The organism is Bacillus sp. NTK071, from assembly GCF_017303315.1.
Classification (GTDB): Bacteria; Bacillota; Bacilli; order Bacillales; family Guptibacillaceae; genus Guptibacillus.
In genome coordinates this window covers 454,537-469,958 of the sequence record NZ_JAFKOI010000001.1, presented here as the reverse complement: position 1 = coordinate 469,958, position 15,422 = coordinate 454,537, and the positions used below count along the sequence as shown (strand labels likewise).

Sequence of the window (15,422 nt, the reverse complement as noted above, 5' to 3'; positions counted from 1 at the left end):
ATGTGATTGAAGTATATGTAGACGGAGCAAGCGCAGGTAATCCTGGCCCTTCTGGAGCCGGTGTTTTTATTAAAGCTGATGGCAATGTGATCCGCTCATCCATGCCACTCGGAATACTAACGAACCACGAAGCTGAATTTGAAGCGTTAATTCATGCACTTACGCTTTGTATAGATCATAACTACAAAACTCTATCCGTTCGAACAGACTCCCAGCTCGTTAGTAGCGCAGTCGATAATCGTTATGTAAAAAACAAAGTCTATCAGCCCTATTTAGCTCGTTCGCTTGCGTTAGTTGACCAATTTGATTTATGTTTCATTAAATGGATTCCGAGTTCAAAAAATAAAATGGCCGATGAACTCGCTAGAAAAGCCATTCAGCTGAATACTGCATAAAAAAATCGACAGCGCCTTTCTTTATAAGGCGCTGTTTTAAATTTATCTTCACAAAACCTCTTTTGGGAATAACCCCCTTCCCAGAGAGCCTATGTTTTTTACATCCTAATCCGTAGACCAAGTGAATCAAGTTCCTTCTTTAACTGTTCATAATTAACGTCAAGTTTACTATCATCAAATGAATGATTTTCGAGATGAGGAATAGCACATTCAATTGTAACAAGCTGACGACTCAATTTTGCTAATTCTTCACCTGCAATTAGCTTCTTGTGATAGCGATTAAATTTGCTATCGAGTGTTTCAATGTTCTCATACACACCATTTACAGATCCATATTGTTGGATAAGTGGAAGCGCTGCTTTATCTCCGACACCGGCTACACCTGGGATATTATCACTCTTATCGCCAAGTAAAGCTTTAACATCAATCCACTGATTAGGAGAAATGCCATATTCTGATTTAAAATGTTCTTCTGTATATACCCTATCGCCTTCTTTTCGAATCGCAATGATTTGTGAAACAGAAGGGTTCAACAATTGAAGAAGGTCCCTATCATTACTGTATATGTAACAATCACCCATTCCTTCCCTTGTCCATCTATCTGAGAGCGTTCCCATCACATCATCCGCTTCAAAACCTTCTACAGACATTTGTGGAATTCCTGTTACATGAAACAAATTGACTGCCGTTTCATACTGTTGAATAAGGGCTGATGGCAAATCCTGCCTGGTGCCTTTATAATCTTCAAATAGCTCCTTGCGCTTTGTTTCATTTCGTTTAACATCCCATGTCACAACTAAATGGCTTGGCTCGTACTCTTTGACAAGGGAAATAATTTTTTGAAGCTTCACTCGTAGTGCATTTGTAAATAAACCTTCTTCTGTTTTCGTTAATTCTTCCTCTGTTTTACCATATGCTGTTGCAAAATAACCTCTACTAAGTAAATTAAAACCATCGATTAGAATTAATCGGCCCATTATTTTTTCTTCCTTTCGCTCATTACTATATCTTTTGTAATGGTAACACAATCGGACTATGTACGCCTGTTGTTATCTATATAGCTAGAACACCGCTTCTCATACAAAAGAAGAAGCCTTAGGAGAAGGCTTCTTCTTTCTATTTCTCTGGGTTTTTTAGTTTTTCAGCTTCCATTTCAGCATATGATGCGAAATTCTGTTTGTCTTTCATTTGTTTGGCATTGTTATTTCGTTGAGCATTCGGATTGCCCTTTTTCTGTCGACCCATCGTGACACTCCTTTATTGTTATTTCTCTAATAGTTTGTGTCAGTAAGGTCTGATTCTATTCAGTCAAAATGAAGCTCCTGTTTGTATGATCGAAGGAACGCGACATACTGTTTTGATGCTTCCTTGAATGCTTTCTCATCTCTTTGGTCGAGAGCCTGATCAATAGTTTGTTGATAACGTTCTTCTTGGAAAGTAAACACGGCTTCATCAAGGATCAACTGGGCGTACAATTCCAATTCAAAAGTTTCCTGTTCTTGTTTCTTTTTCATTGCACGTTGTTTCATATTATCTTTATAAGACTTGTGATGATTGTTCATGTTAGCTCTCCCCCCTCTTGAAGCTCTTTTTTCTATTATACGAGGGAATCGTCAAAATATCAATATTTTTCAGAATATTCCGATATAATTTTTTAACTTGTTCGTTTTTGCCTCTATTACGGTACTCTTGTATCCCTATAGTGGGTACCGATCAATGTCAAAGTAGTTTTTCTTAAGGAGTCGTTCCTGATTCATCAATTCTTTATATGTGAACGACGCAGAGAGCTTTGAAGTGTCGATTAGCATAAGCTGCTCCTCCACATCACCGACCAATTCATCAGTCTGATAGCACATTCCACAATAAACACATTGAATCGATGGCAAATCAATAATCTCTACAGCTTTCGTTCCATCCGGAAGTTCCCAGTACCCTTTATCAAGGGTTTCGAACGCCCCTTCTTGGTCGCACCATTTGCACTTCATTCACTTACCTCCCCTTTTTCTCCTTCCTTGTATTTGCTTTGTTCCGCATTGTATTTCTTTTCTTTCATTTGGTCTCGTTTATCTCTTCGGTCTTTCAAAGAGCTATGCTCGACATCTTTCTCATATTGAGATCTACGATTTAATCGTTGCAGACCTTCAGGTACAAGATTAAACCGCTCATCTGTCATTAACGAATGAATGCCAATGGCTGGTTTTTTCTCAAGTTCATAAACATTATTAAAATACTTATCGGCTGTACCTGGAGTATAATTCTCTGGTTCAGGGTAAGAAGTAATCACCCCTTCAAAGTTTCGTAAAATAACTTTATCAGCGCTTTGAGAAATCATGTAATTTGGTTGCAGTGCTATTTTACCGCCACCCCCAGGTGCATCGACAACAAAAGTTGGAACAGCATACCCTGACGTATGACCTCTAAGTCCTTCAATAATCTCTAATCCTTTTGATACCGGTGCCCGAAAATGCCCGATACCCTCTGACAAATCACACTGATAAATATAGTAAGGTCTTACTCTAATTTTCACCAGATCATGCATCAGCTTCTTCATAATTGGCACGCTATCGTTAATGCCCGCAAGAATAACCGCTTGATTACCTACTGGAACGCCAGCATCAGCTAGCATCTCACAAGCTTTCTTAGACTCTTCGGTAATTTCTATACTTGTATTGAAATGCGTATTTAGCCAGACAGGATGATACTTCTTCAGGATATTACATAAATCTTCTGTAATCCGTTGTGGGAATACAACAGGTGCCCTTGTACCAATTCGAATAATTTCCACATGTGGTATGTCACGTAAATTTTTGAGTACATATTCAAGTATTTTATCGTTAATTAATAAGCCGTCTCCTCCAGAAATTAGAACATCTCTCACTTCCGGTGTATTTGCAATGTAGTTAATCGCATCATCAAGCTGCTTTTTCGGTACACCCATACCAATCTGTCCTGAAAAACGCCTTCTCGTACAGTAACGACAGTACATGGAGCATTGATTTGTAACAAGGAAGAGAACGCGATCTGGATAGCGGTGTGTTAATCCTGGTACAGGTGAATCTTCATCTTCATGCAATGGATCTTCAAGGTCATATCTTGTTTTGTGCATCTCTTGTGATATTGGTACAGATTGCATACGAATTGGACAACGAGGATCGTCAGGATTCATTAGCGACGCATAGTAAGGAGTAATGTTTAACGGGATCGTTTTGGTTGCAATCTTAACACCAGCTTCTTCATCAGCAGTTAAATTCACAACTTTTTTCAGATCTTCAAGTGTACGAATCGTGTTTGTTAATTGCCAAATCCAATCATTCCACTTTTCCTCTGTTACATCCTTCCAAAGTTCAATGTCTTTCCAATGTCGAGCTGGCTTATAAAGCTGCATAAGCATGAAGCATTCCCCCTTCATATAATCTACTTACATACTATGCAAGTTTAATGCCAGCTCCATTATTTCTTTAGACTGTTTTCCTAGACATTGTTGCGATAAAGCAGTTGATTACCGAACCAATCAGCTAAGAATGGTTTTTTAATATACGAAACCTCGTTCAAAAACAAAACTCTTTTAGAAAAGAGCCCCTCTTTAAGAAGGAGCTACGCTACCAGTAGGAATTTAAAAAAACGCCATAAGTGCTCATTATTCGGCACTATGACGCTTTGGTAATTTAGATAATTTATATTGTAAAGTTTGTCTTGGGATACAAAGTTGCTTTGCAGCTTTTTTTACATTTCCCTCACTAGCGGTCATCGCCTGTTCAATTATTCTTCTCTCCGTTTTCATTAGCGTTTCTCTGAGTGGTTCTACTGGTTTAGTCAACACCACTTCGTTTTGCTCCGGCTGAAGCATCGGGAAATCTTTTAAACTTAAAACTTCGCCTTCCGCAAAATTCATTGCTGACTGAATCACATGTTCAAGCTCCCTTACATTGCCTTGCCAATTACGTTCATATAAGAAGTCAATTGCATCAGCACTAATTGTTTTAACTTTTTGATGGAACTTGCGATTATATTTATCTATAAAATGGTCAATCAACAGTGGAATATCATTTCTTCGTACACGAAGAGGAGGTAGCCTTAAGTAAATGACATTTAATCGATAGAATAGATCAACACGTAATCTTTGTGCTTGAAGAGCAACATCGGGTTCTTCGTTTATTGCAGCTATGATTCGAACATCCACTTTTCTTGTTTTACCAGCTCCTACTCTCCTGATCACTCCATCCTCAAGAACACGAAGAAGCTTTGCTTGTACATCAATTGGCATCGAATTCACTTCATCTAGAAATAGTGTGCCACCATCAGCTAACTCAAATAATCCTTCCCTGTCTTCTGCACCGGTGAAACTCCCCCGAGATGTTCCAAATAAAATGGATTCAAGAATAGTCGCTGGTAAGGCTGCACAGTTCTGTGCAATAAATGGCCCTGATCTGTTAGCAGCATTATGAATAGCCTGTACAATTAGCTCTTTTCCTGTTCCTGTCTCTCCATAGACAAGAATAGGTGAATGGAGTTCTGCTGCTTTTCTAGCCCTTGCTTTCACATTCATAAAAGCTTCATCATTCGTTAAGATGTGATCAAACGTATATGTTGTTCCGTTATCAAATTCTTTTATCGATTTTTTATTAATCTTAGCCTGTAACTCCATCACTTTGTCAGAAAGAGTTTTAATCCGCGAGATGTCTCTCGCTATTTCTACAGCTCCTTCAAGTTCACCATCGACTACAATTGGGAGTGTAGTATTAATAGTAGAGATGAAACGTCCTTTTACATTTCGGTATGTTTGATCTTTATTGAAAATCGCTTTCCTAGTCGCCAAAACACTGGATAATGTGCTCGTTTCCTTTGATAGAGATGGGAACGCTTCCAAGTAATGCTTCCCAAGAACTTCTTCAACTTGTAATCCATCGTGCTTTGCTGCAATTTCATTGTAATAAATCGTAATGCCTTTATTGTCTACAACATGAATACCTTCATCAATGCTTTCTAGTATCGCCTCAAACATTCCATCAGTAATGGAAATGGTCTCATCCATATCTAGCTCCTTTTTGCCGAATTTTCATCATTTAGTGCCTATTATTCGGCACCACAAGTCAGAGACTTGCTCCAAAGATTCATATTCTCCCAGTCCTGATAAATCTTCACATTATTAATAAGCCTTCCACCATATTCATAGTTAAGTTGTTGAAACACTGCGTTCATTCCGAATGAAAGACTTCTCGCAATCGAGTAGGCATAATAAATTTCCTCTTCAAGTAATTTCTTCTCTAGTTGAATGATTAGGTGGCGCATTGTCCCTCCTTTACGAAACTTAGGAAGTGTTGCACAATCCGTTATCTCTGCATTCTTGTACTTTGGATTTACTTCGGCTGAAGAGGCACTAATTATACGTCCATTCTCTTCTAAAACGTAAAAAAGTGTATCTTGCTTCATTACTTTTCGAATGTAAGCAGGTTCATCCATTGGCGTTGGATAAATAGCAAACACCTCTTTATACAATTCTGCTAAAGCAGCTGCGTCACTTTCACGACCAGGACGCATAAGTGGTTTTCCACTAAGTTCAGAACGGCGTTTCGTTAAAACACCTTCTAGAATCTCATCCTCAGCTTTCCATGTCTGACTATTTCGGCGCCAGTTGTCTCGATACTTCGTCATGATATGCGCATCGACTCCTGAGAAATAATGTTGAATCCTTCCTTCGTAGGACAGACCAAGAGATAGAAGCTTAGATACATCTCCTTCTTTTGCTTTGATAATGCATTTTGTATACTCTTCTGTAAACAAGGAGTTAATGTGATTGGTCATCGCTTTAACATTTCCTGTATATTCGTCGATTCGTATTCGTTCATTGAATAGATCATGTGTACAGGAAAAGGAATAATCGCACCCTTTATAAACTCTAGAAACAGCTTCACTTCTCTCTTGATCCACTTTAGCCCCTCCTTCATCATCCTGCTATACAAATTGCTTCTCCTTTTCTACTTGAAATCCTTCATAATGAAGCGGTGTTTTGGTAGAAATTGTAGCTTTAAGAGTAGTGGTTGATTTGCTCTATAGAAAAATCTTTGAAAAGCAACATTCTTTTAGAAAAGAGCCTTAATAAAAAAAGAACGGTTCACCCGTTCTTAATTCTGACCACACCAGTCAAGAATAATATGGACGAACAATTCTGCTGCTAGCATCATTTGATCAATTTCAATGTATTCATTTGCAAAATGAGCAACCGAGGTCTCTCCAGGTCCGAACACAATTGAAGGCGTCTTACCAACTTCATTCAGAAGACCACCATCAGTGCCCCACGGTGAAGCCTCAATCGTTAATTCTTTGCCTGTCATACGACTATAGTGATTGCTAATAATTCCAACAAGGGGATGGTCTTCTGGAACTTCCCCAGGAAGCCACCTCGCACCAAACCATTCAAGTGATACAGGATGATCTTTAAGCCATGAATCATTAATTTCCTTTAGAGCCTGACTCATTTCTTCTTTCGCACCTTCCATGGTTTCCCCTGGTATTACACCCATTCGTCCTTCGATGGTTACGAGATCCGGAACAGAGGATGGCCAGTCACCACCAGAAATTTTGCCAATGTTAATTGGTATAGGTATTGGAATATTGTTGAATAAGGGATCCGAAATCCTTTCATTCCTCACCTTTTCTAGATTCTGAATCGCTTGTATGATTGCTACACTTTTCTCGACTGCGGATATCCCTTCATATCGAGTCCCACCATGGGCTGCCCGCCCTGAAATTGTTATTCTAAACCACATCGAACCCTGTTGCTTTGGAAACACCTTCATTTTCGTAGGCTCTGGAATTAGCGCTGCATCCGCATGATAGCCTCTTTGAATAGTAGCGAGCGTCCCGGTCCCTCCACTTTCTTCCTCAACAACACTCTCAAATATAATATCTCCTTTTAGAGAGATGCCGAGCTCCTTTAGACATTTCAACGCAAGAAGCATTGACGTATTACCGCCTTTCATATCAGTAGCGCCTCTTCCATATACACGTCCATCTATCACTTCACCACTATACGGGTCCTCATTCCAATCCTCTCGATTTCCAGGTGGGACAACATCAACATGCCCATTAAGGATTAACGAGCGGCCACCACCACTCCCTTTCAATACACCTACAATGTTTGGACTTTCAGTAAAGTCTGTTCTATTCGCACAGAAAGCTGGATGGTTAATTGTTTCGTCTGAAGGAACAAAGCGGTCGACGGTTAATTCTAGCTGTAGAAGCTCTTCTTCAACAATTCTTTGCACACTAGTTTCATTGCCTTGAACACTATCACATCTAACAAAATTTTGAAGTAGTTCAACCCCATAATTTCTGTTCTCGTTCATCCAACTACTTATCTTATTATTCACGAAGTGCTCCTCCCTACCAGTTCTACATTAAGCTCTGCTTCGGTTGAATTGATCACATCTTCGACTGAAAAACCAGGCATGAGTTCAATTAGGAACAGTTTCCCACTGTCAATTCTCATCACGGCTCTTTCAGTGATAATCATATGAGCTCCTTCTTTAACTGTTAATGGTAAAGAACATTCTTTAAGGATTTTTGGTTTACCCTCTTTTGTTATATGGCTCATTAGGACGATAACTTTCTTGGCTTTTTGAGCAAGGTCAATCGCTCCTCCCATACCTGGAACGCGCTTTCCTGGAACAATCCAGTTCGCAATGTCACCTCTGCCATTCACCTCGAGCGCCCCTAAAATGGTCAGATCAAGGTGCCCCCTTCTCACCATTCCAAACGCTTCTGCACTATTAAAAAATGAAGCACCTGTGTTAATTGTTACAGGATAACCTCCAGCGTTAGAAAGGTTTCCATCCTCCTTGCCAGGTTCAGGACTACCTCCCATGCCAAGAATGCCGTTCTCCGTATGAAGCATGACATCAAGTGAAGAAGGGATAAAATCTGCTACAAGGGTGGGAATTCCAATTCCAAGATTAACCATCATACCATATTTTACTTCCTGCGCCGCACGCTCTGCGATTAACCTTCTCGTTTCATCTCCCATACCCACTGCCAGTCGACCCCCTTACTTTCTATTACATGATCGATGAAAACACCCTGAGTAATAATTTCCTCTGGGTTTAATAAACCCGCTTCAACTAGTTCAACTGTTTCTGCAATCGTTATGTCTCCTGCAGCTGCGATAAGGGGATTCGTATTTCGTGCGCTTTTATCATAGATCAAATTCCCATACGGATCAGCCTTCTTGCACGCAACGATTGCAAGATCAGCAGTTAAGGCTGGCTCAATCATATATTCCTTTCCATTCACAATTGCTTTATCTTTCCCCTCTTCCACCGATGTTCCGAGACCTACATCCACTAGTATTCCACCAAGACCCATACCTCCGGCGCGGATTTTCTCTGCAAGCGTTCCCTGTGGAAAGAACTGAACTTCAAGTTCACCTATGTGCATTTGTTTACCAGCTTCAGGGTTTGACCCAATATGGGAAGCAATAAGTTTTGACACTCGTTTTTCTGTGACTAATTTTCCTGGACCAATCCACGGAAAACCTGCATCATTACTAATCAACGTAAGATTTGTAACGCCAGAATCAAGTATCCAATCAATAATCGTAGGGGGTGAACCAACACCACCAAACCCGCCGCACATAATTGTCATACCATCAAATAAAACGTCCAGGTTTGAAAGACTACTTTTTTTACTTCTCACAAACGGACTCTCCCCTCATCAGCTAATTGACCTGGTTCCGTAAAGTCCTTCTGCCTCCAAATCAGAAACAAGGTCTTTTAGCCCCCTGTTCAATTTGTCGAGAAGAATATGCACTTCATGCTCTTGGATTACCAGTGGGGGTGCTACAATAACTGCATCACCTGCTACACCATTTAAACCACCAGCAGCGGTGTAAACAAGTAAACCTGCTTCATAGCATTTTCGTATGAATCGATTGGTTATTTCATAGTGAAGTGGAAAGGATTCCTTTGTTATAGGATCTATAACAAATTCAATAGCAGTCAACAATCCCCTTCCCCTCACATCACCGATAATGGGATAAATAGACTTAAGGTGTTCTAACCCTCTCAATAGAACTGCACCGCTTTTTTCAGCATTATCAACGACATTATGATTATTAATATAATCAAGAACAGCTAGACATATGGAGGCAGAGAGTGGATTTGCACTAAACGTATGGCCACTTAAAACGATTTTCGATCCTCGTTCAATTGTTTGAATGATGCGATCGGATACAAGAGTTGCTGCCATAGGCGTATAACCAGCACTCATACCTTTCCCTAATGCAATAATGTCTGGTATAACTCCCCAATGTTCCATTGCATACATTTTCCCTGTTCTTCCTATACCGGTCATTACTTCATCAGCAATAAACAAAATGTCGTAACGATCACAAACCGCTTTCATCTCCTTAAAATAGTTTTCTGGAGGAACGACCGCACCACCCGCTGCACCAATAATAGGTTCACAAACGAAAGCAGCAATCGTATCCGCTCCCAAACGTTGAACTTCTCGCTCAAATTCTAGAGCGTATTGTTTTGAACAGTTAGGGCAATGCTCCTTAAACGTGCAACGATAACAATAAGGTGGAGAAAGGGTTGGATATTGTTCAAGCATGGCAGTGAATCGACTTCTCCGGATAACATGACCGGACATTGATAGCGCTCCCATAGTAATGCCGTGATAACTCATCCATCTTGATATGACTTTGTTCTTCGTTGGCCTACCCAGTTCCTGCCAGTATTGAACCGCTATTTTTAACGCTGTTTCCATTGCTTCAGACCCGCTATTCACAAAGAACACCCAGTCGAGATCTCCGGGTGCTGACCGAGCTAAGCGCTCTGCAAGTTCTTCAGCAGATGAACTGGTGAATTGAGAGCGATAAACAAAAGACACTTGAGTCGCCTGTTTGACCATGGCTTCTGTAATTTCAGACACTCCATGACCGATGTTCGCCGTTACAGCACCTGAACAACCGTCAAGAAATGAGTTGCCATCTTCATCATATAAAAATATTCCTTTACCATGAGATATGACGGCATATTCCATTCCGAGCAGAGGTTTAATTAAGTGGGTTCCCTTGTTCATACAGAACTTCACCTCACTATTCATGTTTATAGTTATAGCCTATGTTGAAAAAGGTGAAAATTCTATTCCACAGTATCTACAAAAAATTCTGACTTTGTTGTACGATTTGGATAAGAGGATACGGAGGGACGTCTATGGGATTAACAGTAAGAGAAGCGTTGCAGCTGAGAGAAATGAAAGAAATTAAGCTCATTGCTGGTAAACAAGGGATTGATCGTGATATTAAGTGGCTAACGATCGTAGAGGTGATGGAAGATATCACAAGACTGCATGAAGGAGAATTTTTAATTACAACAGCTTATGGATGGAATGAAAATTCTGAGACGTATACGAAATTAGTTGAGGCACTAGCTAACCGGCAGCTTTCTGCACTTGCCATTCACACCGGCTTCTACCTTGATGTCATACCAATAGCGATTATTGAAGCTGCGAATCGGACAGGACTACCACTTCTAGAAATTCCGAGAACGATGAATTTTTCTATGGTAACTAGGAGTATCCTTGAACAGCTAGTAAACAAGCAGCTTTCTATGCTTACTTACGCACAGCAAATACAAGAGAAGTTAACTTCTCTTGTATTACAAAATACTGGTTTTTCTGTCATTACTGAAACGCTATCAAAACTACTGAATAGTAATATAACGCTATACGACCAGTATCATGCCTTAGTAGCAGGGACTTACTTTGCAAACCGAAACTATCGTGTGGAAGAAACCTATCCTATCGTAGCAGAAACTAGAACGATCGGAATGTTATGTATTCAGAAGCAAACACCACTAACTTCACTTGAACATTTAGCTTTAAAACATGCATCGACCATATTTGCAATCGAATTCCTAAAGTTAAAAATAGTAGAAGATACGCGATCTCAGATAGAGACTGATTTCCTTGATACACTTCTCTCACACTCTTACGAGGACCAGGGCTATATCTTAAAGAAAAGTAGAGATATGGGATTTGATTTAAGCGGGGTAAATCGAGTAGCTATCTTTTCATCTAGTAATCTTGCATTGCTCGAAAAAGAATGCCAACAGCAGTTAGTCACTAGTAGAACGAAAGGTATTGTTAAGAGAAAAATAGATCATCTTGTGGTATTGTTCACTGGAGATCATGTACCTTTCACTAATAAGATGGCTCCCTATCCTTTTAATGCAGGAATTAGTTCAAGTAAATCAGGAATCCAGCTTTTAGAAGAAGCTTTAAGGGAAGCATCAACAGCTCATCAATTTGCAAAGTATCGAGGCGAAACCATTCTTCACCATGAGGAACTTGGAGCATATCAGATTTTTATTCGACTAAAAGAAAGTGGAGAAGATCTTTCTACTTACTACACTCCATTGCTATCTCAAATCATTAATTATGATCAAAAACATCAATCACAGTTAATGAGAACACTTGAGACATTTTTGGAGAACAACCTTGTTATCAACCGAACAGCTGACAAGTTATTTATTCATCGTCATACGTTAAACTATCGTATTAAACAATTGGAGAAACTCACTGGCATTGACATATACTCTTACGAACAGCGAATTCATATTCAATTTGCTCTTCTTGCTTATTTAACGGATCATATTCTTACCAAATAAGGAGTGATAATGAAAAAATAACGTCTACAGATTAGGTGTGGAAGTTATCTGAGTAAAACTTTTTATAACTAGCAAATAAGGCAGGCCATTGGCCTGCCTTATTTGCTATGAACGCCTACTCATGTAAATTAGTGTAATTATTCAAACTTACAAATAAATTATACCACTTTAAAACTCAGAATGTTATTGGGAAAAGACTAGGAAAAACCCATCCGATAATCCTTAAAACACAACTACATTTCCCAATACAGGTATTAATTTTCTATGTTAGTCTGAATATGTAAGAAAATTCTAATTATATCGAATGGAGGAAATGATTTGAAAAAAGGAATCGCCGTTGTTCTTGCGACTGGTCTTGCATTTGGTTCAGCCCTACCTGCTGGTGCTTCTTCAAAGGATTTAAAACCGGAACAAAAGCAGGCACTAGAGAAAATGGAAATTGTGAAGCAAAATTGGGAAAATGAGCGTAAGGTGCCATCTTTCCTTTCCGGAAAACTATCTGAGAAGAATGTTAAAACCGAAAAAGCAGTTAAATCATATTTAAAATCAAATGAAAGTCTATTTAAAGTAAAAGTAAAGGATCTAGAACTCATTAACGAGTCAACTGACGATCTTGGTATGATGCATTACGAGTACGTTCAAACAGTTAAAGGTGTTTCGATCGACGGAGCGAGATTTATCGTACATATAAATGAAACAGGCGAGGTTGTAGCAGTCAATGGGGATCTTCACCCTGATGCGGATAAGAATTTCAAAGGCAATTCTGAAGTAAAGCTGTCCGAAAAGGAAGCTGTTAAAGAAGCGTGGAATCATATTGATGTGAAGCCTAAAAACGTTATGAGCGACAACCCTAGCTTTGTTAAAAAATCAAATGCTTCTGATATGGTCGAGAAAAGTGAAAAAGTAGTCTATCAAAAAGACAATAACTATTATATGACATATAAAGTCCAACTTCAGTTCATCGATCCATATCCTGCAAACTGGCAAATCTTCGTTGACGCACGTGATGGATCAATCGTAGATTCCTACAACGCAGTTACTGAAGAAGCAACTACCGGTCACGGAACTGGCGTACTGGGTGATAACAAGTCACTTAATACGTACTACTCCAACGGAACGTACTATCTTTACGATACAACAAAGCCTATGACTGGTGTCATTGAAACGAGAAAAGCCTTCTTGGGTAATTTCCTTCCTGGAAACTATTCTACAGACAAAGATAACGCATTTACTGATACTTCTCAGGGTGCGGATGTTGATGCCAATTATTATGCTGGTACGGTTTATGACTATTACTACAACACACACGGCCGTAACAGCTTTGACGATAATGGTGCGACAATCCGTTCAACGGTTCATTATGGCTCGAACTACAATAATGCATTCTGGAACGGTTCACAGATGGTCTATGGCGATGGAGACGGAAAAGTATTTGCTCCTCTATCTGGCGCACAGGACGTTGTTGCGCATGAAATTACGCATGCCGTAACAGAAAGAACAGCTGGACTAAAGTATCAAGATCAATCAGGTGCATTGAATGAATCGATGTCCGATGTATTTGGCTACTTCGTAGAACCAGAAGACTTCCTTCTTGGTGAAGATGTTTATACGCCTAATAAGTCAGGGGATGCGCTTAGAAGCTTATCAAATCCAGAAGCATATGGTCAGCCTTCTCACATGGATGACTACTACAATACAACTTCAGATAACGGCGGTGTTCACACAAACAGTGGAATTCCGAACAAAGCAGCATATCTAACCATTCAAAGCATTGGTAAATCAAAAGCTGAACAGATTTACTATCGTGCTTTAAGCGTTTATTTAACGCCAACAAGTAACTTTAGTGAAGCACGCGCTGCCCTATTGCAGGCAACGACAGACCTTTACGGTACAGGCACAACGTATGATTCAATTGCTAGTGCGTGGAGCCAGGTTGGCGTTAACTAAATTACTCCAATCACATAAGCTTTTTATGCGTCTGTTATTCATTGTGCTACATTAGTAAGCTTAACCGCCGATATAAAAGCTACCACACGTTCGAAGTCCTTTTTGCTAATCTTTTCTCAGCAAAACTCCCTCTATTATAAAAGACATTATCTTTTTAACACCTTCAAAAGAATTAAAAAGACTCTGCATGTGACAGAGTCTTCCCAATTTTATTGATATACCTTTAACAAATCCCAGATTTTATCTCCATCCCACATTTCTTCAGGCGAGTCAACATACATCATTTCGAAAGCTGCATGACCACCAGCCGCATGACTCGTTCCGATGCTTATACCTAATCCACTTTCAGTGAAGTACGTAAATGTTTCAGAATGCTGCTCAGTCCCAATTCCGTCCAAGTTATCAGCATTTTGCAATTGGTCTACCGTTACATTCGCTTTTAGTTCGTTTGCAAATTCTTCTTGATCGGGATTAACCACTTTAAAAGCATCTGATTGGAAAAGCGAAAGGAACGATTCATCTATGACTACAACGTCAGAGAGCCTGATCCGATTTCCATTTTCCACATCGACATTTGTCGTGTAGAAGAGGTTATTCGGGTGAGCAGCACCATCTACATAGCCACTCCCTGCATACTGCACACTTAAGAAATAAGGGTTCTGAAACGAAATTGCATAGTCAATCTCTAAGTCTAATCCATTTGATTCTTCGTAAAAGTTTAATACTTTGTGTGCCTCTTTATTGAGAAGATCGTTTAAAGTCTTCTCTTTATCAATATCAGTTAAACCAGTGATCTGAGGATAGTTGATAGAGACCCCATTTTCAGTGAAATTTTCTTTAGTAAGATCATAACTTTCGTTTAAATTCGTATTCTTTTCTTCATCACTAGACGCTTCCTCCGAGGTTGCTTCACCTTCACTTGTCGAATCACTCTCTGTCGAGCCATTATCTTCTGACGCGTTTTCATCTTCATTATTTTTGCTATTATCAGAGGCTGTATTTTCTTCGTCATTACTTTGTTTCGTTTCGTCTACTGTCTTAGAATCGTCCTTTCCTACGTCCTCTCCTTGTCCGCACGCTGCTAGTAAAAGACTAAGAGACAGAAAAAGTGCACTGAAAATTATTTTGTTGTTCAATAGGCTCATTCTCCTTCTCTAAATTTATTAATTCATACTGTGAAAAGTAATGATGAAGTATCCTCATCTTGAACTTCTCACCATTAGATAACCACAACTATTATTACATATTATTCCTTTTAATAAAATAAATGGAGTAAAAATGTTCGGAAAATTGGTTATCCACAGATTTTTGTGGGTAACCATATACCTAGGCTTATACCCCCTCAACTTCCTAATATACCCATATAGGGTATAGGGTAAGAGCTGTTGATAAGTATTCGAAACCCAATAGT

The 15,422-nt window shown here is 39.4% G+C and carries 15 protein-coding genes; 3 read left to right on the top strand and 12 right to left on the bottom strand.

The features are described 5' to 3' along the window. The first annotated feature begins 2 nt into the window (after window positions 1-2). Window positions 3-395, top strand: coding sequence for a reverse transcriptase-like protein (locus JI666_RS02410; RefSeq protein ID WP_206888589.1), 393 nt, complete (start codon window positions 3-5; stop codon window positions 393-395). Window positions 396-493: 98 nt separating this feature from the next. Here the strand turns inward: JI666_RS02410 and JI666_RS02405 are convergent, their stop codons facing one another. From JI666_RS02405 to JI666_RS02360, 11 genes are all read right to left on the bottom strand, one after another. After that, window positions 494-1,372 (bottom strand): 5'-3' exonuclease, encoded by an 879-nt coding sequence (locus JI666_RS02405; RefSeq protein ID WP_211201401.1) that lies wholly within the window; start codon window positions 1,370-1,372, stop codon window positions 494-496. 139 nt (window positions 1,373-1,511) lie between these two features. After that, the gene (ypzF, locus tag JI666_RS21580) at window positions 1,512-1,640 is read right to left on the bottom strand and encodes a protein YpzF (RefSeq protein ID WP_255435832.1); all 129 of its coding nucleotides are present in this window, start codon (window positions 1,638-1,640) and stop codon (window positions 1,512-1,514) included. 59 nt (window positions 1,641-1,699) lie between these two features. Further along, complete coding sequence (locus JI666_RS02400) at window positions 1,700-1,957, bottom strand: IDEAL domain-containing protein (protein WP_206888586.1); 258 nt, start codon at window positions 1,955-1,957, stop codon at window positions 1,700-1,702. 135 nt (window positions 1,958-2,092) lie between these two features. Then, window positions 2,093-2,380 (bottom strand): YokU family protein, encoded by a 288-nt coding sequence (locus JI666_RS02395; RefSeq protein ID WP_136945423.1) that lies wholly within the window; start codon window positions 2,378-2,380, stop codon window positions 2,093-2,095. Continuing rightward, window positions 2,377-3,786: a lysine 2,3-aminomutase gene (gene kamA / locus JI666_RS02390; protein ID WP_206888584.1), complete on the bottom strand. Its 1,410-nt coding sequence runs from the start codon at window positions 3,784-3,786 to the stop codon at window positions 2,377-2,379. The genes JI666_RS02395 and kamA overlap by 4 nt, the downstream gene beginning before the upstream one ends. Window positions 3,787-4,032: 246 nt before the next feature. After that, window positions 4,033-5,427, bottom strand: coding sequence for a sigma-54 interaction domain-containing protein (locus JI666_RS02385; protein WP_206888582.1), 1,395 nt, complete (start codon window positions 5,425-5,427; stop codon window positions 4,033-4,035). Window positions 5,428-5,468: 41 nt separating this feature from the next. Beyond that, entirely contained in the window at window positions 5,469-6,323 is an 855-nt protein-coding gene (ablB, locus tag JI666_RS02380; RefSeq protein ID WP_206888580.1) for a putative beta-lysine N-acetyltransferase, read from the bottom strand. A gap of 194 nt (window positions 6,324-6,517) precedes the next feature. After that, complete coding sequence (locus tag JI666_RS02375) at window positions 6,518-7,741, bottom strand: peptidase (RefSeq protein ID WP_211201426.1); 1,224 nt, start codon at window positions 7,739-7,741, stop codon at window positions 6,518-6,520. A 20-nt stretch (window positions 7,742-7,761) separates the two neighbouring features. Then, window positions 7,762-8,424, bottom strand: a complete 663-nt coding sequence (locus JI666_RS02370) for a 3-oxoacid CoA-transferase subunit B (RefSeq protein WP_206888577.1) — start codon at window positions 8,422-8,424, stop codon at window positions 7,762-7,764. Next, a complete protein-coding gene (locus JI666_RS02365; protein ID WP_349769292.1) occupies window positions 8,394-9,086 on the bottom strand; it encodes a CoA transferase subunit A in 693 nt (230 codons plus the stop codon). Before JI666_RS02365 ends, JI666_RS02370 begins: the two co-directional genes overlap by 31 nt. Window positions 9,087-9,104: 18 nt before the next feature. Continuing rightward, window positions 9,105-10,475, bottom strand: a complete 1,371-nt coding sequence (locus JI666_RS02360) for an aspartate aminotransferase family protein (RefSeq protein WP_206888574.1) — start codon at window positions 10,473-10,475, stop codon at window positions 9,105-9,107. A 134-nt stretch (window positions 10,476-10,609) separates the two neighbouring features. Between JI666_RS02360 and JI666_RS02355 the strand changes: the two genes are divergently transcribed. Together JI666_RS02355 and JI666_RS02350 are read left to right on the top strand one after the other, a co-directional pair. Further along, on the top strand, window positions 10,610-12,064 hold the full coding sequence (locus JI666_RS02355; RefSeq protein ID WP_206888572.1) for a PucR family transcriptional regulator: 1,455 nt from the start codon (window positions 10,610-10,612) through the stop codon (window positions 12,062-12,064). A 318-nt stretch (window positions 12,065-12,382) separates the two neighbouring features. Next, a complete protein-coding gene (locus JI666_RS02350) occupies window positions 12,383-14,011 on the top strand; it encodes a M4 family metallopeptidase (RefSeq protein WP_206888569.1) in 1,629 nt (542 codons plus the stop codon). Window positions 14,012-14,220: 209 nt separating this feature from the next. Here the strand turns inward: JI666_RS02350 and JI666_RS02345 are convergent, their stop codons facing one another. Beyond that, on the bottom strand, window positions 14,221-15,147 hold the full coding sequence (locus JI666_RS02345) for a polysaccharide deacetylase family protein (RefSeq protein WP_206888567.1): 927 nt from the start codon (window positions 15,145-15,147) through the stop codon (window positions 14,221-14,223). Window positions 15,148-15,422: the final 275 nt, after the last annotated feature.